Below are 20,819 nucleotides of genomic sequence, written 5' to 3'. Positions count from 1 at the left end.
GGCGACGCGGAGGGTGGTGGCGAGGAGTCCTCCCCGCCCGCGCGGGGGTGTTCCGTTGGCCTCGCCCGCCGCGATCCTCACCCAGTTGTCCTCCCCGCCCGCGCGGGGGTGTTCCGCTTCTCGCCGCGTTCGGCCTTGACGTGTCCGGGTCCTCCCCGCCCGCGCGGGGGTGTTCCGCCTGTCCTGAGTTTTGATACGGATGCAACGCCGTCCTCCCCGCCCGCGCGGGGGTGTTCCGCGGAAAGGTGACCAAGCCGGTCTCACCCCAGGGTCCTCCCCGCCCGCGCGGGGGTGTTCCGGTCTCCCCGGTGATCCCGTCGGTGATGCCCATGTCCTCCCCGCCCGCGCGGGGGTGTTCCGCCGCTCGCCGCCCCGAGCCCCGTATGCCCGCCGTCCTCCCCGCCCGCGCGGGGGCGTTCCGAGATCGAGAACCACGCATTACAAGACCGCGAGCGTTCGTGCCGTGTGGTGCCCGGTGGTGCTGCTGAGTGACGTTCTGCCTGATCAGAGCATGCGTGACTGCTTGCCCTGTGATCCCTCGTATTACGTGGTCCAAAGGCGTCCGGCCACCGGCTGGCCACCGCAGAGGGCGTCAGGGGCGACGGCGACGACCTTTACGCCGGTTGTGGGTCCTCCACAACGCCATGGTGGCCCACCAGACCATTGCCTGCAGCAGTTCGCCATATCAGTTGGTTCGCAGCCGCTCGCGGCCGGAACGGTCGGTGTCTGTCCGGCTCATCGGTCTGCTGTGCCCTACCGGACTGTGCGCGGCGAATTAGACCAATTCGATGCCTGTCCTTGAGGACGGGGAACGTCAGGCTTCTCGCTGGTGGCCCACGGGAGGTATCAATGAAGCGGCGTGCTGGCAGCATGGATTGACCCGTCGGCGACCCGCGCGCGAGCCGCCGACCGGGAGCGCTTAGCCTCGGTGAACCGGTTGGCTCTGAGTGCGGGTCAGGATGGCGGCCAGCTCGTCAGCCTGCTTCCTGAGCTGGTCTGCCTCTGTGGGTTCCATCGGATCGAGCACAGTAGCCTCCCCAGGGCTGAGCCATTGGCGGGCGAGGATTGGCGTGCCGTAGCGCGCCAGGTGGCGCTCAACCTCGCGGTCGTAGTCGTCGACCCGTGTACCGGTGGCTGAGAGGTCCGCATGCACCAGAACGACACCGAAGCAATTGGCGGCGATCTTGCCGGACAGTTCGCGTTCGTGCCACCGTGCTGCGGCAAGGGCCGGGCTCAGCGCGAGGGTCGTACCAGCGGGGCCGGCGACGGCTCGTTCGAAGGAGCGTGACCGGTTGACGACGAGCGTCTGATCTGTGCACGACGACAGGCCGGCCTCCATGTACCGAGTCATGTCCACGGCGATGACCCGCTCGCAGCGATGACGAGCCTCCCGGATCGCGTCCTTTACGTCGACCTGGATCGCGTCGACTTCTACACGCCACAGCTCACCTGGAAACGGCGCCAGGCGGCTACGGTGCCACTGCACTGGGGCATCGTCATTGCGATACGGCAGCTTCGTCACCCTCTTGCCCCATCGACGGTTGCTGAGGTGTACGTCGTGGAACGTCGACCTCTCTTCGGCCACGATCACTGCCACGCGGTATCCGTCGGCGGCCCAGGCCGCTGCGGTCTGCATCGCGAAGGACTCCGGGTCTCCGTAGTTCAGCCCCAGCGCATTCATAGACCGGACGCCGACAACAACGCGCTCGGCAGGGCGCCGCACTCGGCGAACGCGAGGCGCGTTGGGGTGGCTCGTGGGCTGCTCACCGAGCGCGAGGAGTGCGCGACGTCGAGTCGATGGGCCTGTGCTGGTCGCCGCGTGACGGCTCGTAACGACCAGGCTTCCAGCTGAACTGTGCTGGACGCCGTAGTTACGGAGAACGTAGGCGGCTGTGCACTCCGTGGCCGTGCAAGCGTGGTGGACGGCCCTGAGTCCCGGGCCGACGAGCGGATCTGTCAGGATCTCGTGGAGGCGCGCGTCGTGGAGGCATGCTCCGGGGGACATCGTGCGGCTGACGGTCCATTCGAATCCGTGGTCGACCATGGCCGGCTGGACCGTGAGGCTTTGCTGCCCCGCCAGTGAGTCCCACAGGTGTGAGCGTCGTAGGAGGCTGCTGGCCAATCCGCCGCCGGCGGCGTGCTGCTCCGCGATGCACCGCTCGATGGGCGGACGGCGGCCGGGCACATGGAGCGCGATGCTCGGGCTCCACACGGGGGTACCGCCCGCCGAAGTGACCTGCACCGTCAGTTCGTCCAAGAGCTGCGCACTACAGGTAGCGCCGAGCAGTTGAACGCGGACCCCTGCCGTGAGGTGCCGCTTTCCGGCAAAGACGGGATGCGGACTCGGCACGCCACGCAAGCTCAGGAAGACGTCTTTGCCAACGGCCTCAGCGCTCAGCTCCCGAACTCCGCGCCGCGTGCCGCGGCGGGCCTTGACCGGAAGCATCCCCAGGATGGCCTGAACCGCAGCCGGGTCCTCGACTCGGAGCCGGAGACTGTTCTCGTCGAGCCGGACTTCTTCGACGCCGAGCATTCGGTGCCGATTCTCGGAGCCGGGACGGCCGAGTGCGCTCAAGACCAGGGACTCCAGGAGCGCCTGCTGTACGCCGGCGTCAGGGATGAGACCTGTATAGGTGTCAAAGCCGTACAGACGCTGGCGTGCGTGGGTGAGGCGTTCTCCGCTGACCTGCGAGGCCGCAGTGGCGGCGCGGTCGAGTCCGTCGACTCCGGCGAGGGGGATGTTCATCGTGTGCTCCTGAGCGCGCCAGCCCATTGCGTCCGACCCTGCGCCAGCGCAGTGCATCACGATTCGAGAAGGGGTTTGGCTCTCGGAGAGCACCTATGTGCCCGCACTGCGACGTGGATTCTCGTGCTCGGGCCGTCAGGGTCGGTGGACGTCCGGCAGAGCTGGCCGCGTCAGAAGCCAGATTTCAGCACTATGCCGCACGGTGATGCCGCTATGCAACATCACGATCCGCCCGTGGGCGTGGCAGCGCCCACTCAAGAGTCGGTTGTGGGTCTCCTGCGGCGCCCCGCCGTCATCCGGCAGATCGGTCCTGGATGTCCTGGCGGGACAACACAGACCAGGGCCCGATCCAGGCGCGAGGCCCGGTGTCTCGACCTCCGTGGAATACATGACGATGTCCGTTGATTGCTCCTCTGCAGAGATCGCGGGAGGGGGTACTGGTGGCCGAGCTGATGTTGTTCCGGCGGGGCGCGGACGGGCGGGATGTTGAACTGCCTGGTTCCACAGTGGCATTGGAGGTGGAGTTGCAGCGGCGGGTAGAGGCCGGGCTGGAGCGGATGCTCGGTATCCGGTTTCTGGCCTCCGAGTACGCGACCGGTCCGTGGCATCGGGGCCGGATCGACACGCTGGGGCTGGACGAGAACGGCGCCCCGGTGGTGATCGAGTTCAAGAAGGGGTCCGACAGCGACCTGTTGACTGAACTACTGGCGGAGTTTGCGCAGGTCAGTGACGTTGTGGCGGTGACGTCGTTGAGTCGACCATGGACGCATCTCGAGACCTGGCTGCCCTCTCCGTCCCCCTGGTCGGGGAACTGGTGGCCAGGGTTGATCCGTGGGAGCCCTACCGGCTCATCGACCCGGCCGGAGAACCGGTCGAGGGAGCTCGCGCCTTCCTGCGGGACCTGCAGGGAGCCGGCCGTTCGACGACGACCGCCCGTTCCTACGGGATGGACATGCTGCGCTGGTTCCGGTTCCTCTGGGCTGTCGAGGTGCCGTGGAATCGGGCGAGCCGGATCGAGGCGGGGGACTTCTCCCGCTGGCTTCAGGTCGCCGGGCAGCCGAGGCGTCCGCACTGGCGACGCCCGAGCGAGGAAGGCCGGTGGGCGGCGGGTGGCAAGCCGTACGCACCGTCTGTGCGCGCGCACAGCGAGACAGTGCTGCGGAGTTTCTACGACTTCCACCGCGACATCGGCACCGGGCCGGTCCTCAACCCGTTTCCGCTGGACCGATCACGTCGCGGTCGGCGCGCTCACGCCCACCGCAACCCGATGGATCCGGCTCGGAACGAACGCGCCGGGCTCTACCGGCCGAAAGTCCCCAAGCGAGTACCCCGCAGTGTCCCTGACGAGAAGTTCAACGAGATCTTCGCGCGGCTTCCTTCGCACCGGGACCGCGCCCTGGTCGCCTTCTACGTCTCCACCGGTGCACGGGCCGGCGAACTGCTCAGCACGTGGCAGGCCGGCGCCGATCCGGGGCGCCAGCTGATCTCGGTTGTCCGCAAGGGCACCGGCGAGGTCCAGGAACTGCCGGCCTCGACCGACGCGTTCGTCTGGCTGCGTCTCTATCAGCTGGAGATGGACGGTGCGATCCCGCGCGGGCGGCGTCTCCCGCTGTGGTGGACCCTGCGCTCGCCGTCGAGGCCGCTGACCTACCACGCGGTTCACCGCATGTTCGAGCGGGCGAACGCCAAGGCAGGAACGTCCGCGACGCTGCACGCGCTGCGGCACACCGCCGCCTACCGGATGGCCGAGGACCCCAGCCTCCCTCTCACCGACGTTCAATTCGTCCTCGGTCACGCTCAGTTGACCACGACACAGCTTTACCTCACGCCTCGCAAGGAAGTGGTGATCCAGCGACTGCTGGCCCACCACGCCGAACAGACACGACAGGCAGCCGCCCGCATCGCCCCGCCGCCAGCCGCCGACTACCGGCCGGAAAGTCTCAAAGTGCTGTTCGGAGCTGGTGCCGGATGACCATCACCTCGTCGGCCCGTGCCGGCTCCTGCACACCGGCTACTGGAATGGAGCCGCAACTCACCCGCTCTATGGCAGCCCAGCAGCGCTTTCCCGCCCGGGCCGTTCCGGACATCTGGCCGGGCACCGAGCGCTCCCGCGCCGAGGTGGCCCGGCTGCTGTCCCGTCCGCCTTTCACACTGGAGAACGTCGGCAGTGAGCTGCACCACCGGCATGGCATCGTCATGGTGCTGGACTGGCTGGAGGACCAGCCGGGACAGACCTGGCAGGAACGGTGGCAGGCCAGCGGCATCGAGCAGGCAGGCGCCGCCTGGCGGCCGGTGATCAAGCACTGGCTGCACGAGCGCGGTCTCAAGGCAGCTTGGCGCATGCCGGTGGTGGGCCGGGCCCTGACGACAGTGATCAGTGCTGATCTTCTGCGGCCGTCGGTGAACTGGCTGGCCATCGGGGCCAGCCGCCAAGGGGTGCTGGTCCGCTCTATGGCCCGCAGCCGCGACCCGCACGGGTTCGAGCGCCTGCGGGAGCTGGGCGCGTCAGTGAAGGACGTACGGTCGGGTGCCGTCAGCTCCTCTCTCTGCCGCGGCGCCCTGATCCTCGCGGCCAAGGGCGGCACACTGACCGGGATCACCGTCGGTGACGTCCTGGAGCTCTTCGAGGCCCAGGCCACGCTCCTCAAGCGGATGACGGCGGGGACCGAGGTGTTCTACCGGCTGCTGCACCAGCTCGGGGCCCTGGGAGAGGCGGCCCCACAGAATCTGCGCGGGGTCCGCAACCGGGGACAGCGAACCCCTGAGGAACTGGTCGACCGCTACGGACTGCGCTGTCGTCCCGTCCGTGACCTGCTCGTGGACTATCTCCGTGAACGCCAGCCCGCTCTGGACTACAATAGCTTGAAGTCTCTCTCCTACCACCTCGGCAAGCGCTTCTGGCACGACATCGAGCAGCATCACCCCGACGCCGCCAGTCTCCGCCTCGCCCCGGACGTCATCGGGCAGTGGAAGCAGAGGACTCGCACCAAGGACAAGACCGTTACCGGACCCGACGGCCGGCGCAGCAGCACGAAGGTCGAGAGACTCAACCACCGGGACACGCTCACCCAGGTGCGGGCCTTCTACCTCGATATCGCCCAGTGGGCACTGGAAGATCCCGGCCGTTGGGGCCCGTGGGTGGCACCGAGCCCGGTGAAGGCTGACGAGCTGGAGAACCGCAAAGTGCAACGGCGGCGCAAGGCAAGGATGGACGCCCGCACCCGCGAGCGCCTGCCGGTCCTGCCGATCCTCGTCCGCACCGTCGACCAGCGCCGCAAGGACGCTTCCGCGGTACTGGAGGCCGCTCGCCATGCCGGCCCCGGCGAGGTGTTCACGGCTGCCGGTCAGCAACTCGTACGCGCCGTGGTTCCGCACGGAACAGCGGGCAGGATCTGGGCCGAGGACCCGCCCACCGGGAAACGCCGCGATCTGGGACTCGAGGACGAGAGAGCCTTCTGGACCTGGGCCGTGGTCGAGGTCCTGCGGGCCACCGGCATCCGCATCGAGGAACTGATGGAACTCAGCCATCACAGCCTGGTCCAATACCGGCTGCCCACCACCGGTGAGCTCGTCCCCCTCCTTCAGATCGTCCCGTCCAAGACGGATGCCGAGCGGCTGCTGCTGGTCAGCCCCGAACTCGCCGACGTCCTGAGCGCGATCATCTGCCGAGCCCGGCAGACCGCCGACGCCGTTCCCCTGGCCCGCTCCTACGACCGCCGCGAATGCGCGTGGCAGGAACCGGCCCCGCTGCTGTTCCAACGACGCATCCGCGGTGAGGACTGCGCGTTCACCGATGAAACCGTTCGCACCATGCTCGACCAGGCCCTCATCGACACGGGCCTGACCGACGTCACCGGGGCCCCACTTCGCTACACACCGCACGACTTCCGCCGGCTGTTCATCACCGATGCCATCCTCAACGGGCTGCCGCCACACATCGCCCAGGTGATCGCCGGCCACCAGGACATCAACGTGACTCTCGGTTACAAGGCCGTCTACCCCGAAGAGGCGATCCAGGCGCACATGGCCTTCCTCGCCCGCCGCAGGTCCCTCCGCCCGAGCGAGGAATACCGCGTCCCCACCGACGAGGAATGGCAAGAGTTCCTCGGCCACTTCGAGCGGCGCAAAGTCTCCATCGGCGCCTGCGGCCGCGCGTTCAGCACCCCCTGCATCCACGAACACGCCTGCGTGCGCTGCCCGATGCTCTGGCCCGACCCCGCCCAGCGCGACCGGCTCGTCGAGATCCGCGACAATCTCCTCGCCCGCATCGCCGAGGCCGAACGCGAAGGATGGCTCGGCGAGATGGAAGGGCTGCAGATCAGCCTCGCCGGAGCCGAGGGCAAGCTTGCCCAGCTCGACCATCGCACCACGGTCCACCTCGGTATGCCCGCCCTCAACCGCTTCGCCGGGCGGACCGTCGCAGTCCCGGGGCCGTCTGAAGACGATGACTGACGCGACGAGCCCGGTCCTCAATCATCGCCAGCTCGGGTTGTCGGTGGGCAGGAACGTGCCAAATAGTGACTCGTACTCATCGCCCGACTCGGTGACCACCACATGGCCCGGTTCGGTCCTGGCTACCGCGCTCTGAAGCCGGGAGACAAGCTCGGTTACGGACACCTGGCGCAGCGACAGAGCAGCAGCAATACGGGCACGGTGCTCGGCAATCTTAGGCTCGTCACGAATGAGGTCCCCTTCAAGAAGCGAAGCGGTGGCCTCCATGACCTCCGACCTGCCGCCGTCCGAGAACTTCAGGCAGTCTTGCCACACAGCCAGCCCAGTGATGATCTCCAGCGCTGCCTTCAAGTCATCGGCGATGAGGCCACCCTGCCCCTCGGAGCTCGCGAACACCACCGGTCGACGCCCATCCTCGTCATGGCACAGGAAGAAGGTCCCGCCAGCCCAGTCACCAGCGATGGCCTCCAGCGCGGCACCCGAGGACACTCGGACCGCCTCGCCGTGTTCGTTGCGGAAGACTCCGAACTCGAAGGACGAATGCAGCAGGTCAGCGATGCCGGGGGTGTCCCGGATCAATGCAAGCAAATGATCGGTTGAGGTCACGGCGCGGACGTTAACAGGAGCCACTGACAGGAACCCGACCCCAGAAGCGAAGCGACACCTCGCCGGAAGAGAAGTGCGAACGTTGGACCCCTGCTCGGACCCTATTGGGCAAGTTCAGAGAAGGGGTGTTGTCGCAGGCAGTCTCGTACCTGTCGTGGCTGGAGTCGGCACATCACGAGTTCGAGGCCCTCGTGCGGAAGGTGCTGGGCGCGGAGGTGGCGGAGTCCGTGGATTGGCGTCGTCCGCGGATGGTGTGCATCGCGGCCGGCTTCTCGCACCACGACCGGGTGGCCGTGCAGCGGCTGCCCGAGCGGATCGACCTGGTGCGCTACCGGGTCTTCGACGGTGACCTGTTGAGCCTGCTGCTCGTCGACTCCCTGCCCGGTTCGCCGAACGTCGTTTCAACCCGGCGGAGCCCTGAACGGGATGCGGCGGCCCCGGTGGCTGCTGCGCCTGCGGGTGCCGGCCTCGTTCCGGAGTGTCTGCGGGATCTGTACGCGGAGGTGGACGACGCGCTCACGGCGTGGGGCGAGGTGGAGGTGGCGGTGCTTCGGCACTACATCGCCTACCGGCGGCTGGTGAACGTGGCGTCGGTGATCTTCCGCCCTAGGCAGGGGGCGATCCTGGTCTACCTCCGGCTCGACCCGGACACGGTCGTGCTGGAGGAAGGGTTCACCCGGGGCATGCGGGGGATCGGGCACCTGGGGACCGGGGACCTGGAGGTGCGTCTCGGCTCGGCGGCGGATCTGGAGAGAGCGGCGCCGTTGATCCGGCGGGCGTTCGAGGCGGCCTGAGACGGAGCGAAGGGCGGTCGGCGCATCGGTTGTTCGATGTACCGGCCGCCCTTCGGCGTTCTGCGGCCCGCCGCCGGAGAGTCCTCCGCTCTCATGATCATGCCTCCGGTCCGGCGAGGGCGACGTCGTCCTTCGTCAGTTCGGCGCGGAGCCGCTGCTCGGCCACGTCGGCGTAGTGGGCGGACAGTTCGACGCCCACGAAGCGGCGGCCCTCGCGGAGAGCTGCGACGCCCGTGGTGCCGCTGCCGGTGAACGGGTCCAGGACGACGCCGTTCTCGGGGCAGATCTGGACGAGCTTCTGCATGATCTCGACCGGCTTCTGGGTGATGTGCACGCGGTCCTTGCGGGGCTGGGAGGCGATGAAGTGGCCGGGCAGGTAGAGGTCCCGGTCCTTGGCGAGACTGCCCTTGACGCCCCAGGTGATGAACTCGGCGGACTGCTTGAACCCGCCCTTGCGGGGCCGGCTGGCGGGCTTGATCCAGGGGATGGTGCCGGACCAGGTCCAGCCCGCCATCTGCAGGGCGTCGGACGTGGTCGGCTCCTGACGCCAGTCGGAGAAGACGACCGCGACCGCGTGCTCGGTCGAGGCCCGGTACGCCTCGGTGAGCAGTTCGGTCAGCCAGGACCGGTACGAGCGCTGGTCGCGGTTCTCGCCCGGGAAGTTGGCGAGGTCGTGCGCCGATCCGCTGGTGACGTATTTGGCTCGCGCGGTGCGGCCGGTGCGGTCCGAGCTGGTTCGTCCGCCGGAGTTGTACGGCGGGTCGGTGATCACGGCGTTGACGCTCTCGTCCGGGAGGGTCTTCAGCACGGTCAGGGCGTCGCCTCGGTGCAGGGTGTAGGTCATGGGGGCCTCTCTGGGCGCGGTGGTTCCGGTCCCGCTGCGGGGCAGCGCTCAACGGCGTTCGTTCCGGGCGGGGTTGTGGCGGAGGGTAGCGGCGATCTCCGGCCGGACCCAACGAGTCGCGGCCGGTTCCGGGGTCGTTTGGTGCGGCCGGATTCCCGCTCTACTGTCTCGCCTGTCACCGGGCCGAAGCCTCGCTTCATGCTCGCTGACCTGTGCTTATCCGTGCTGTCTCGTCCGAACGAGCAGCGGGGAAGCGCGTCTTCCTTCTTTCCACACGCCGTCAGGAGCCCCGGTGCACTGCCTGAGATTACGAGCGCGGCTGGCTGCCGCACGTGACCGCCCGAGCGGCGGATGTACATCGGCGCGGTGCCGACTGAGCACAAAGTCGGCACCGCGCCTCTCACAAGCACCGAGGAGCCGCTGCGATGCAGCACATCCAGATACGTCCGCGCCCCGACCCCGTGCCGTCGCCCTGCCGGTATCACTGCCTTGGTGAACGGTTGCGGCGATGAAGAAGACCACCGGAGCCGTTCTCGGTCTCTGCGCGGCCGGCGCTCTGCTGCTGGCCGTGCCGATCGTCGCCATCGGCGCCGCGACCGCTTCGGCCTGCCCGACCGGCGGTGCGCAGTCGGTGGATGCCGCCGCCGTCGCCGCCCAGGTGAAGGCCATTCTGGACGGAGGCGACACGGGCCCGGTCTCCGTGCCGGGCCTCGACAACCCGGCCGAGCAGGTACCGCACGCCAAGACGATCCAGGCCACCGGCGTCGCGATGGACATCCCGGCCCGTGGGCAGGTCGTGGCGCTGGCGACCGCCCTTCAGGAGAGCGGTCTGCGGAATCTGACCTACGGCGACCGTGACAGCCTGGGTCTGTTCCAGCAGCGGCCCTCGCAGGGCTGGGGCACCGCGAACCAGATCCTTGACCCGGTGCACGCTTCGACCATGTTCTACGAGCGGCTGCGGAAGGTGTCGGGCTGGCAGTCCCTGACGATCGCCCAGGCCGCCCAAGCAGTGCAGCGGTCGGGCTTCCCGGAGGCGTACGCCAAGTGGGAGCCGCTGGCCACCGCCCTGCAGAAGGCCATCGAACCGCTGCTACCGAAAGCCGGTGACGGATCACCAGGTCCGTCGCCGTCCGGCCCGGAAGGCACAGGCGGGACCCCGCCCATCAGCGCGGTCGGCTGTTCGGCGGACGGGACCGACTTCGGCACCATTCCGCCCGGCGCGCTGCCGGCCGCGTACAGGATCCCCGCCGACGCTCCGCGCGAAGTCCAGACGGCGATCCGGTGGGCGCTCGGCCAGCTCGGCACGCCGTACCAGTGGGGCGGGACCTGCACCGACTCTCACGGCAAGAATCCGATGGGCCGGTGCGACTGCTCGTCCCTGATGCAGCAGGCGTACAAGGCCGGCGGCGTCACTCTGACCCGCACGACGTACACGCAGGTCAAGGACGGCAAGGCGGTATCGGCCGACGCCCTTCGGCCGGGCGACCTCCTCTTCACCCGGGGCACGGCCGCCGTGCCCGAGCACGTCGGGATGGTCATCGGGCAGGGCCTGGTCGTCCACGCCCCGCGCACCGGCGACGTGGTCCGTATCGCGACCCTCGCGTCCTGGAAGCCGCAGATTCTCGCGGCCCGCCGAGTCGTCTGACGGGCCCGCAACGCCTCCCCTTTCTCTCTTCCTCAGCGCCGCCGTTTCGCCCCGCCGGGCTTCGGCGCAGCCATAATCGAACTGGAGTTCCCATGTTTCTCGCTGACACGCTGGTCCAACTCGCCTACGACCCGGGAATCAAGCCCAACGAAGGCGGTCTGCCGGGACTGAACGTCCTCAAGGAGGTGATCGGCTCCGTCAACCTCTTCGGCATCATCGCCGTGGTCGGCGCCCTCGCCGTCAGCGCAGGCGTCTGGGCGTGGGGCCATCACACCGGGGGCCACCAGGCCGAGGCAACCGGCAAGAAGGGCGTGCTGGTCAGCGCGGGCGCCGCTCTCCTGCTCGGTGCCGCCAACGGTGTGGTCGCGTTCTTCAGCACGCTGGGTACGCAGGTCCACTGATGCCTCCCCGCCCCACTCATCCCGGCGGCACCGCCCGCGTACGCCACCGGGCCCTGCTCGCCGCCGCTGTCCTAACCGTGCTCGTCGCCCTCGCCGGCCTCGTCGCCTACCTCACCCGCGACAGCCGCGAACCCGTCAACAAGCTCGCGCCCTCAGCGAGTTCGGCCGCGTCGACCACTCCGGCCCCGTTCTCGACCCGGTCGGCCGTACACCACGACTCGCTCCCCGTGCCTCCCCAGACCGGTGATCCGATCGTGTTCGCGAAGGCCGCGGCGGGAGCGCTGTGGTCCTACGACACACGCGCCTACTCCCGGCCCGAGCTGCTGTCCGCCCTGCACAACTGGCTGACCCCGGAGACGAAGTACGCCGACGCCGCGTCGGTCGACACGCTCGTCCCCACGCCCGTGCTGTGGAAGGAGATGGCCACCAACGGCCAGTTCGCCACCGCCGAGGTCAACGAGGGCCACTTCCCTGACGCGTTCACCCGGGCCCTCCAGGCGGACCCCGGAGCGATCACGCAGGCGTACGTCTACGCCGTCACCGTCTCCGGCAAGCAGTCGATCACCTGGAACGGATCCCCCGCCGGAGGCGCCGAGAGCCGGGTCACCACCCTCGCGGTGCAGTGCCGCCCGAATCAGCCCTGCGCCCTGTCCGGCGCCCTGCCGTCCGTCGCGCCCTGACCCCCACACCAGAAAGGAGGTATCGCCATGGAAGTCTGCGACCTGCCCCTGATGGACTCGCTGTGCGGCGCCATCGACTTCGCCAGCAACCCCGGCGGGGCCGTCACCGACGGCATCGGCGCGTGGATCGCGAAGTCGATGGGCGAACTGGCCGCCAGCGCGGCGGACCTCGCCGCCACCGCCGTCGACAAGACGACAGCGATCGACCTCAACGCCGGATGGTTCCGGGACAACTACGAACTACTGCTGCCCATCGGACTCGCCCTGACCGTCGGCACGTTCTGCCTCCAGTTGATGTTCGCGGCCTGGCGGAGGGACGAACGCGCCCTCGCCCAAGCGGCGATCGGCACCATGATCGGCGTCCTGTTCAGCTTCTCCGCCATCGCCTTCACCACCGTCGCCATCACCGTGGTCGACGCCTTGTCCGACGGCCTGTTCCAGGCGGCGAACACCTCCGTGGACGACGCGATCCGCCGCGTGGTGGAGGTCCAGCACCTGGGCGCGATGTACGGCCTCGGCTGGGGCATTCCCTCCCTGGTCGCCCTCGGCTGCGCGATCGGCTCCTTCCTGTACTGGGGCGTGATGCTCGCCCGAAAGGTCGGCATCCTGATCCTGGTCGCACTCGCCGTCTTCGCCGGGTCCGGCGGCGGCTGGGAAGTCGCCAAACGGTGGCGGCGCGGCTGGATCGAGGCCACCGCCACCCTCATCGTCTCCAAACTCCTGATGACCGTGGTCTTCCTGATCGGCGTCTCCGCCATGGGCAAGTCCGATCCCCAGGACGGACTGGCAGCCCTGTCGGACGCGCTCGCGGGCATCGTCATCATGGTCCTGGTGCTGCTCTGCCCGTACGCCACGTACAAGTTCGTCCACTGGGCGAGCGACGGCGGCGGCCAGGACGACCTCCACCGCACCGGCGTAGCCGGCATGGCGGTCGCCGCAGGCGCCGCGAAGACCGCGGGCACCCTGGCCGTCCGGGCCAGCACCGGAATGCGCGCGCCGCAGGGTCCGCCCCAGGTCCCCGGCACGGGTACCGACGGCGTCGCCACCGGGATCAACCCCACCGGTGGCAACCTCAGCAAGGAAGGCATCGACGGTGGGACGCCCCAGCAGCAGACCCGCTTCCGGTACGGCGAGAACCCCAACGCCACCGGCGACAAGGGGCGGGCCCTGATCCAGCGGCCCGGTATCCCGCCGCTGATCACGCGCCCCGGCGACGGCGAGGCGGCAGGTCCCGAGGCGACTCCCGCCGGCACGTCGGCTCCCGGAGGCGGCGCGACCTACCTGGGCACCGCGCGCCCGGCACCCCCGCCGCCGCCCTCCGCCGGGCCGTCGCCCACCGGTTCCCCCACGCCGACGAACTGGATGTTCCCCACCCAGCCACCGTCGAGTTCCTGACCCACCGCATCCGGGGGGCGGGCTGTCCTCCACAGCCCGCCCCCACCCCACCCGACCAGCAGAGGAGTGTCGCCATGACGTCCAGAAGAGCGCAGCACGCCCCGTCCTCCGCCCGCTCCCACCGTCTGGAACCACCATGTCCGGCAAGCACCAGGCCGAAGTCACCCCGGCCACCGTGAAGTTCCCCCACCGCAGCAGGCGCGGCATCCTGCTCGGTCTCACCGCCCCGCAACTGGCCGTCGCCGGCCTGGCCGGCCTTCTCCTGCTCGCCGTGATCCTCGCCCGCGGCGTGACCGGTGCCCTTCAGCTCATCCCGCTCTGGGCCGCCATCGCCCTGCTCGTCCTCTTCCGCTACCGGGGACGCGCCCTGGCGGACTGGGCCCCGATCGTCACCCGGTACGCCCTGCGCCGGATGCGCGGCCAGCTCATCTGGCTCACCCGGCCCTCCCGCCGGCCGACCCGCGAGGGGCTTCTCCATCTGCCCGGCACCGCCGCCAGCCTGCGTGTGATCACCGCGCCCGACCACCGGTACGGCGCCGTCCACGACCCGCACAGCAACACGCTGACCGCCGTGGTGAAGGTCGCCTCCCGTGCCTACGCGCTCCTCGACCCGGGCACCCAGAGCGCCCATGTCGACGGCTGGGGGCGCGCACTGGCCGCGCTCGCCCGTACCGGACAGGTCGCCCGTATCCAGGTGATCGAGCGCACCGTCCCGGACTCAGGCGATGCTCTGCGCCGCTACTGGGAGGAACACCGCCGCACCGACGCCCCCCTGGCGGGCGCGATCTACAGCGAGCTGATCCAGAGCGCGGGCCCGGCGGCGGCACCCCACGAGGCGTACGTCGCGGTGGCGCTGGACACCCGAGCCGCACGACGGCTGATCCACCAGGCCGGCGGCGGTCTGACCGGCGCCTTCAGCGTCCTGGCGCAGCTCACCTCCACCTTCGACCAGGCCGCGCGGACCGCCGGGCTCAACCCCTCCGGCTGGCTGAACACCCGCGAGATCGCCGCCGTCGTACGCACCGCGTACGACCCCAAGGCCCTCGCCGCGCTGGACCGCTGGTCGACCGCCGGGCGTCCCGAGGCGGACCCCGCCGCCGCCGGACCCGTGGTGGTCGTGGAGAAGGCGGACCACATCGCGACCGACTCGGCCGTCCACGCCACGTACTGGGTGGAGAACTGGCCCAGGACGGAGACGTCGGCCGGCTTCCTGCACCAGCTCCTGTTCACCGGCGGAGTCCGCCGCACGCTCTCGCTGTCGTACGAGCCGAAGAACCTGGACGCCGCCCTGCGCGATGTCCAGCGCAAGAAGTCCAGCGTGATCGCCGACGCCGCCGAACGCGCCAGGCGCGGCCAGGTCGACTCCGAGGCGGACTCGATCGAGTACCAGGACATCAAGACCCGCGAGCGCCAGCTCATCGCCGGTCACGCCGACGTCGCCCTGACCGGGCTGCTGACCGTCTCGGCCGACTCCGAGGACGAACTCCGCTCCGCCTGCGCGGTCGTGGAGACCGCCGCCGTCGGCGCCCAGCTCGACCTCCGGCCGCTTACCTGGCAGCAGAACGAGGCGTTCACCGCCGCCGCGATGCCGCTCGCGCTCGCCGTCTGACGCCGGCCTTCCCCCCTTCGAAAGAGCACGCCCATGTCCCGCACCGCCAGCCCGACCGCACAGGACTTCGTGCCCTTCGCCACCGCCGCGCTCGACTTCCACCGCGCGCTCAACATCCCAGGCGGCTCCCTGGTCACCACCCGCGCCGAACTGGACGCCCTGCACGCCCATCTCGTCGCGCTGCACGGGCTGTTCGACGCGCATGCCCTTCGCGTCGGGCAGCTCGTCCCCGTCGAGGGCGACCACCTCCGTAACGCCCGCACCCGCATCTGGCAGGCCGCCGACCACGTGCACTCCGCCTATCACGCGGCGCCCCGGCCCGGCTCCGGCGAGATATCCGAACCCGAGACGTGCTCTGTCGGCCTGCCCGAAGGGGCACCGGAACTGACCATCTGCCAGCGCCACCAGCGCACCACCCACCTGATGCGCCGCCGTACCACCCCGGCCGACCTGCACGCGCCGTTCACCGGTCTCGTACGCCGCTGACCTCCCCTCGTCTGGAGAACCGTTCATGCCACGCCCGCGCGCCAGCGCCTCCCTCTTGTACGTCCCCCGCAAGGCACCTCGCGCCGCACAGCGGGCCGCCCGCGCCGGATTCGCCGAGGCCCGCCGCCAGGCCCGTATCGCCGATACACCGCCCAAGCGCCGCCCGGAGAACGCCTTCGACCCCGAACTGCGGCCGACCTACCCGCCGTCGGGACGGCCCGGTCCCTCCTCGGCGCGCGGCGGGAAGCTGAAACTGCCCACCCACCGGATGACCACGGCCACCGTCTCCGGCGCCTATCCCTTCCTTGCCGAGGGCGGCCTCGGCGCCGAGGGCATCTTCATCGGCCGCGACGTCCACGCGGAGGCCGCGTTCTGCTACGACCCGTTCTCCCTGTACGGCAGCGGGCGTATCGAGGGCTTCACCAACCCGAACGCCGTCCTGGCGGGCATCATCGGCATGGGCAAGTCCGCGCTGGCGAAGTCGATCGCCACCCGCGCGATTGCCCACGGCTACCGGGTCTACGTTCCGTGCGACCCCAAAGGGGAGTGGACCGGTGTCGCACAGGCGCTCGGCGGCTACAGCATCGCGCTGGGACCGGGTCTCCCCGGCAGGCTGAACCCGTTGGACGCACCGGCCCGGCCCGCTTCCGTCACCGAGGACGACTGGTCGACCGAGGTACGCAAGCGACGCCTGCTGCTCCTGGCCGGCCTGGCGCGCACCGTACTCAAGCGCGATCTCCTGCCGATGGAGCACACCGCGCTAGACGTCGCCCTCGACCTGGTCGTCGCCGAGGCCGCCGCTCGTATCACGGTGCCCCTGCTCGGCGAGATCGCGTCCGCCCTGGGCTCGCCCGAACGCCTCGACCGGGCCCTCGGCACCCAGGCCGGGCGCCTCGGCTCGGCCGCCCAGGACCTCGCGCACGCCCTTCGCCGCCTGGTGCACGGTGACCTGAGCGGCATGTTCGACGCCCCGTCGACCGTGGTGTTCAACCCTGCCACGCCGATGCTGTCGATCGACCTCTCCCGCCTTGGCGGCTCGGGAGACGACACCGCGCTGGTGCTCGCGATGACCTGCGCGAGCGCGTGGATGGAATCCGCCCTCGCCGACCCCGACGGCGGCCGACGCTGGGTGATCTACGACGAGGCATGGCGGCTGATGCGGCACGTCGGGCTGCTCGAACGGATGCAGAGCCAGTGGAAGTTGTCCCGGGGCCTCGGCATCGCGAACCTGATGGTCATCCACCGCCTCAGCGACCTGCTCAGCGCCGGTGACGCCGGTTCACGCGGCCGAGTCCTGGCCGAGGGCCTCCTGGCGGACTGCTCCACCCGCATCATCTACCGGCAGGAGCCCGACCAGCTCGCCGCCGCTGCCTCCCTGCTCGGCCTGACCGGCGTCGAAACCCAGGCGGTGTCCGCCCTCACCAAGGGCCGGGGCCTGTGGAAAGTCGCGGGCCGCTCCTTCATCACCCAGCACATCCTGCACCCGGCCGAGCGCGAGCTGTTCGACACCGACGCCCGCATGTCCGCCTGAATCAACGTTCATCTCGCACAACGGAGTTGATCCATGTCCGCCGCGTCCCGGTCCCGTTCCCTCTCCAACCGCCCAACTCATACGGCTGCCGGGCGCACGGCGTGGCGGGCGCACGTCCCGACTCTGGCTGCCGCCGTCGACGGCATCCGGAGGGCAACGGCTACCAAGGAGGACTTCTCCGGACTCCCCCTCGACCGCTACGGCTGCGTCGTCGACAACAACGGCAACGCGGGTGCCAGGGCTGCCCGCGACGCCGCAGCATGGGAGCACGTCACCGTCTTCCTCGCCCACGGTGCCGAGGTACTGGCCGGTGTCCGCGCCGCCGCCCGGCAAACCGACTACCTCGACGGGCCGATCTGTCAGGACCTTGGACGGCTGCGCGGATTCGAGACCGTCATCACGATGGCGAGCGAGACACGCCGCCAGTGGGATGCGGACATCGCCCGCCTGGACGCCCCCGCAGACGTGCGGGAGACCTACGTCAGGCGGGCCCGGCAGATCCGTAACGCAGAAGGCCGGCAGTACGCGGACGAGCTGTCCGTCCAGGGTCCGGCGCTCGTTCACGCGGCCGAGGTCCTCGCCGCCCGGATGGAGGCCGACAGTGCGCGCTGGCCAGGCCCATCAAGGCGACTGCGCTGGCCCGTTCCGCCCCGGCAACCGGAGCACCTCCCGTTCTGCCACCGGCACCGCCCGTGCAGAACCGGACGGCCACGCCGCGTTCGCGCTGACCCCCGTCAAACACCACTTCCTCCGCCAGCTGTGTCCAGCAGCGCACGGTCCCGGCCCGCCCGCCGACCGAATCGCCTGCGCCCACCGTGCTGCCGTCCGGACGCCCTCGTCCACCACCGGTCGCTGACCGCCCACCGACTTGGAGTCCTCCGTGCGTCACACCGCAAGAGGCGGTTCGGCCCTCGGCCCCAATCGCGACCGAGCCCACCCCGGATGGATCCGCCATGCCAAGCCACTATGACGAGTTGCCCGATCTCGCCTTCGGCCACCACCCCGTTCACGGCATTGTCGCCGCTAACCCGAAGAACCTCGCAGCCAGCAGGTGGATGTTGGAAGGGCTCGACTTCCACCCCGTTCCGGACCAGCCGGCGTTGTACGTACTGGCCGATCAGGAACGCGACGGACAGGGTCGTACGACCCGAGCAGTCGCGTTGCTGCGTGCGTCTAGCTATCGGGTCGACGTGGATGTCGCGTTCGATCCCTCGCTGGCACCCGACGCGGCTCCCCTCCGCGACCAGGTCCCGATCGGTGAACTCCATGTCGCCTTCGCCGAGCATCCACGGCTCGGCATCGTCGCGGCCGTTGACAGCCGTGTCTCCGGGTTCACCGGGCTCGCCCTGTTGGAGCACGGCTGGCGGCACAACCTCAGCTTGGACATCTACACGTTGCCCGCCACCACCGGCCGTCACGAGGCCCTGGCGAAGGTCACCGACACCACGTACTCGCTGCACCAGTGCGATGTTCGCGTCGCGGTGCAGCCTCACCTCGCCCGGCACATAGCAGCGTGCCACCGCCCTGCCCCCGTGACGACCGTGGCCCGCGAACAGCGCCAGGACACCCCCCGCGCATCTCCGATCAACGCCGCTGCGCTCTCCAGGAGCCCGGCCCGTACCGGCGTCCCGGGCAGGTTGCCGGTCCACACACCGGTCCCCCCGGCTGCGGCGGCCCTACCGGTCGACCCCCGCACCACATTCTCCCGCCCCCACTGATCCAACTCCCGTAGGTCAATGTCCGATGTTGGTGCACCTGGCTATCAGATGTTGCGGAATGCAGCCCTGCTTGGGGAGGTGCCAGGGGCTGGCCAGCGTTAGATCGACCCGATCACCAAAGCCCACGGGCAGGAGGGAAGCAACAGGATCCGCCGGCTTCAACAGATCCAGTCCCACCATCAGGGACGGCGAAACGGCAGGGCGGGCTCCCCACCAGGCGTCCCGAAGGCCACCCCTAGCCGTTCGCGCGGAACAGCCCCAACGACACTCACGGCGGAAGCGAACCGTAGCGCCGATACGCCGAACACGGAGTCTCGCCGTAGAGGTGGCACCGCGCCCTCGACGTATGAGCAGGTAAGCACCAGGAGATTCCACCAACGCAGTCGCGGCCGAGGCTGCTCAAGTCGGCATTCGCCAGTTGTGAGCGATGGCCTGGTTGCAGCCCAGCAGCCGGTTGACGACGTAGGCCCTTGTGATGAGGTGCATGAGGAAGTCTTGGCCTCGGGCCGAACACGCCTGAAGCCAGGACGCCCTCTGCGGGGGCGTCAACTACCCTGGTCACCCCTGGTAAGCACCGATTCACGGTGCCTAGATTCCTTTCGGATAGCCCAGTGCACCGCGGCAATGACAAGTGTCGCCGCGAGTCCACCGATAAACTCGGGCACAGAGGCCAGCATCAGGTCCTGAAGGGTGGTGGCCTGGCCGGAGCAGGTGGCTGTGATCGTCTGCGTCACGTTGTCTACGGGCATGTGCATGGGCATCGTCGCGCTCCTCCAACTAGTTGCGGCAAACCTGGGGTTTCCGCCAACGGCAGAGGCCAGAATGTGGAGGGTGACGCGATGCCCCCAACCAACACTGGGGCGATCAGGGACAACCTGGCGTAGGTCATCGCGCTCCGCAGACTGAGCTGTGGTGAGAAACTGCTTCTCAGAAGCGTCCCTGGGGCAGCCCTGGGACATCCGTGGGACACAAAGTTGGGGGAAATCAAGCGTGACGGGATCAGCGGGGCGCGGGGTTGAACCCGATTTCACACTCGGCGAGTTCCTGCAAGCACAGGCCAATACGGCTGGCCTAAGTGCCCGTGACGTGTCAGTGCGTTGTGGCAAACCGGATTTCGTTCGAGGTGTGCGGCGCGGGTGATCGTCTGGACTGAGGTGCGGGTGCGGCCGAGGGCATGAAAGAACGGGCTCCTTGGTAGTGACGCGGTTACGACACCAGCACGACCAAGGAAGCCCGTTGCCCGATCAGTTGAGCAGTATCACTGTGCCTGCGTCCACCGCGGTCACCCCTGGGTGTGACTGCTACGTGCACCGGTTCGGTTCGATCGCTCCGGGACGGCGGTCCGGCTGCTATCCCAGTGACATGACGGACGCGGAGTGGGCCGAGGTCCGTGTCGCGATGCCGGTGCCGGCCTGGCTCCTCAAGCGGGGCGGACGCCCGGAGGCGTTCTGCCATCGCGAGATGCTCGACGCGGTGCGATACCTCGTCGACAACGGTGTGAAGTGGACGGCTCTGCCGGTCGATTTCCCGTACTGGCGGGCGGTCTACGACTTCTTCCGCCGCTGGCGGTCCTGCGACTACGCGCGTGAACTCTACGAACGCCTGCGCCGCACGACGCGGGAACGCGCAGGGCGCAAGGCCGAGCCCAGTGCGGGAATCATCGACAGTCAGTCGGTGGACGCCTCCGAGACCGTCGGCGAGGACAGCCGCGGATACGACGGCGGCAAGTCCCGCGACGGACGCAAGCGCCACATCCTGACCGACACCGAGGGTCTGCTCCTGGAGGTGACCGTGACCACGGCGGATGTTGAACCGCCCCGGGTTCGGTAGAGACTCGATTCCGTGAAAGGATTGAGTCATGGCACGCCCCTCCTCTTATCCCCCTGAGCTGCGCAAACGAGCGGTCCGTATG

General features: G+C 69.2%; 15 protein-coding genes, 1 pseudogene and 1 CRISPR repeat array (1 of these 17 running past the window's edge). Of the genes and pseudogenes, 13 read left to right on the top strand and 3 right to left on the bottom strand.

Going from position 1 to position 20,819, the window contains the following annotated elements:
• Nucleotides 1–421: a CRISPR direct-repeat array (repeat unit 29 nt; unit sequence GTCCTCCCCGCCCGCGCGGGGGTGTTCCG); it reaches 584 nt to the left of the window's first position.
• 498 nt (nt 422–919) lie between these two features.
• Complete coding sequence (locus ACIBAE_RS16705) at nt 920–2,746, bottom strand: hypothetical protein (RefSeq protein WP_399285567.1); 1,827 nt, start codon at nt 2,744–2,746, stop codon at nt 920–922.
• Nucleotides 2,747–3,186: 440 nt separating this feature from the next.
• Between ACIBAE_RS16705 and ACIBAE_RS16700 the strand changes: the two are divergent.
• The 3 genes and pseudogenes from ACIBAE_RS16700 to ACIBAE_RS16690 all read left to right on the top strand — a co-directional run.
• Nucleotides 3,187–3,456 (top strand): annotated as a pseudogene (locus ACIBAE_RS16700) (hypothetical protein); the annotation flags it as partial.
• Between the two features lie 50 nt (nt 3,457–3,506).
• Nucleotides 3,507–4,718 (top strand): tyrosine-type recombinase/integrase, encoded by a 1,212-nt coding sequence (locus ACIBAE_RS16695; protein WP_399285566.1) that lies wholly within the window; start codon nt 3,507–3,509, stop codon nt 4,716–4,718.
• A gap of 47 nt (nt 4,719–4,765) precedes the next feature.
• Nucleotides 4,766–7,198, top strand: coding sequence for a tyrosine-type recombinase/integrase (locus ACIBAE_RS16690; RefSeq protein WP_399285565.1), 2,433 nt, complete (start codon nt 4,766–4,768; stop codon nt 7,196–7,198).
• A gap of 21 nt (nt 7,199–7,219) precedes the next feature.
• Here the strand turns inward: ACIBAE_RS16690 and ACIBAE_RS16685 are convergent, their stop codons facing one another.
• Complete coding sequence (locus ACIBAE_RS16685; protein ID WP_399285564.1) at nt 7,220–7,804, bottom strand: hypothetical protein; 585 nt, start codon at nt 7,802–7,804, stop codon at nt 7,220–7,222.
• Between the two features lie 104 nt (nt 7,805–7,908).
• Here ACIBAE_RS16685 and ACIBAE_RS16680 point away from each other — a divergent pair, with 104 nt between their 5' ends.
• Nucleotides 7,909–8,598 (top strand): DUF5655 domain-containing protein, encoded by a 690-nt coding sequence (locus tag ACIBAE_RS16680; protein WP_399285563.1) that lies wholly within the window; start codon nt 7,909–7,911, stop codon nt 8,596–8,598.
• A 97-nt stretch (nt 8,599–8,695) separates the two neighbouring features.
• Here the strand turns inward: ACIBAE_RS16680 and ACIBAE_RS16675 are convergent, their stop codons facing one another.
• Nucleotides 8,696–9,442, bottom strand: coding sequence for a DNA-methyltransferase (locus tag ACIBAE_RS16675; protein WP_399285562.1), 747 nt, complete (start codon nt 9,440–9,442; stop codon nt 8,696–8,698).
• A gap of 508 nt (nt 9,443–9,950) precedes the next feature.
• Here ACIBAE_RS16675 and ACIBAE_RS16670 point away from each other — a divergent pair.
• From ACIBAE_RS16670 to ACIBAE_RS16630, 9 genes are all read left to right on the top strand, one after another.
• The gene (locus ACIBAE_RS16670) at nt 9,951–11,087 is read left to right on the top strand and encodes a C40 family peptidase (RefSeq protein ID WP_399285561.1); all 1,137 of its coding nucleotides are present in this window, start codon (nt 9,951–9,953) and stop codon (nt 11,085–11,087) included.
• 92 nt (nt 11,088–11,179) lie between these two features.
• Nucleotides 11,180–11,488, top strand: a complete 309-nt coding sequence (locus tag ACIBAE_RS16665; RefSeq protein WP_399285560.1) for a DUF6112 family protein — start codon at nt 11,180–11,182, stop codon at nt 11,486–11,488.
• The gene (locus tag ACIBAE_RS16660; RefSeq protein ID WP_399285559.1) at nt 11,488–12,168 is read left to right on the top strand and encodes a hypothetical protein; all 681 of its coding nucleotides are present in this window, start codon (nt 11,488–11,490) and stop codon (nt 12,166–12,168) included. The genes ACIBAE_RS16665 and ACIBAE_RS16660 overlap by 1 nt, the downstream gene beginning before the upstream one ends.
• Before the next feature lie 27 nt (nt 12,169–12,195).
• Complete coding sequence (locus ACIBAE_RS16655) at nt 12,196–13,563, top strand: ATP-binding protein (protein ID WP_399285558.1); 1,368 nt, start codon at nt 12,196–12,198, stop codon at nt 13,561–13,563.
• Between the two features lie 136 nt (nt 13,564–13,699).
• Complete coding sequence (locus ACIBAE_RS16650) at nt 13,700–15,172, top strand: SCO6880 family protein (RefSeq protein ID WP_399285557.1); 1,473 nt, start codon at nt 13,700–13,702, stop codon at nt 15,170–15,172.
• 33 nt (nt 15,173–15,205) lie between these two features.
• The gene (locus tag ACIBAE_RS16645) at nt 15,206–15,658 is read left to right on the top strand and encodes a DUF6238 family protein (RefSeq protein ID WP_399285556.1); all 453 of its coding nucleotides are present in this window, start codon (nt 15,206–15,208) and stop codon (nt 15,656–15,658) included.
• Nucleotides 15,659–15,683: 25 nt separating this feature from the next.
• Nucleotides 15,684–17,189, top strand: coding sequence for an ATP-binding protein (locus ACIBAE_RS16640; RefSeq protein ID WP_399285555.1), 1,506 nt, complete (start codon nt 15,684–15,686; stop codon nt 17,187–17,189).
• Between the two features lie 953 nt (nt 17,190–18,142).
• A complete protein-coding gene (locus ACIBAE_RS16635) occupies nt 18,143–18,907 on the top strand; it encodes a hypothetical protein (protein ID WP_399285554.1) in 765 nt (254 codons plus the stop codon).
• Between the two features lie 1,362 nt (nt 18,908–20,269).
• Nucleotides 20,270–20,737: a transposase gene (locus ACIBAE_RS16630; RefSeq protein ID WP_399285553.1), complete on the top strand. Its 468-nt coding sequence runs from the start codon at nt 20,270–20,272 to the stop codon at nt 20,735–20,737.
• Nucleotides 20,738–20,819: the final 82 nt, after the last annotated feature.

The organism is Streptomyces sp. NPDC051569, assembly GCF_044454085.1.
Lineage (GTDB): Bacteria > Actinomycetota > Actinomycetes > Streptomycetales > Streptomycetaceae > Streptomyces.
The sequence above is the reverse complement of the archived record's forward strand: the minus strand, read 5'-3'. Positions and strand labels throughout refer to the sequence as shown.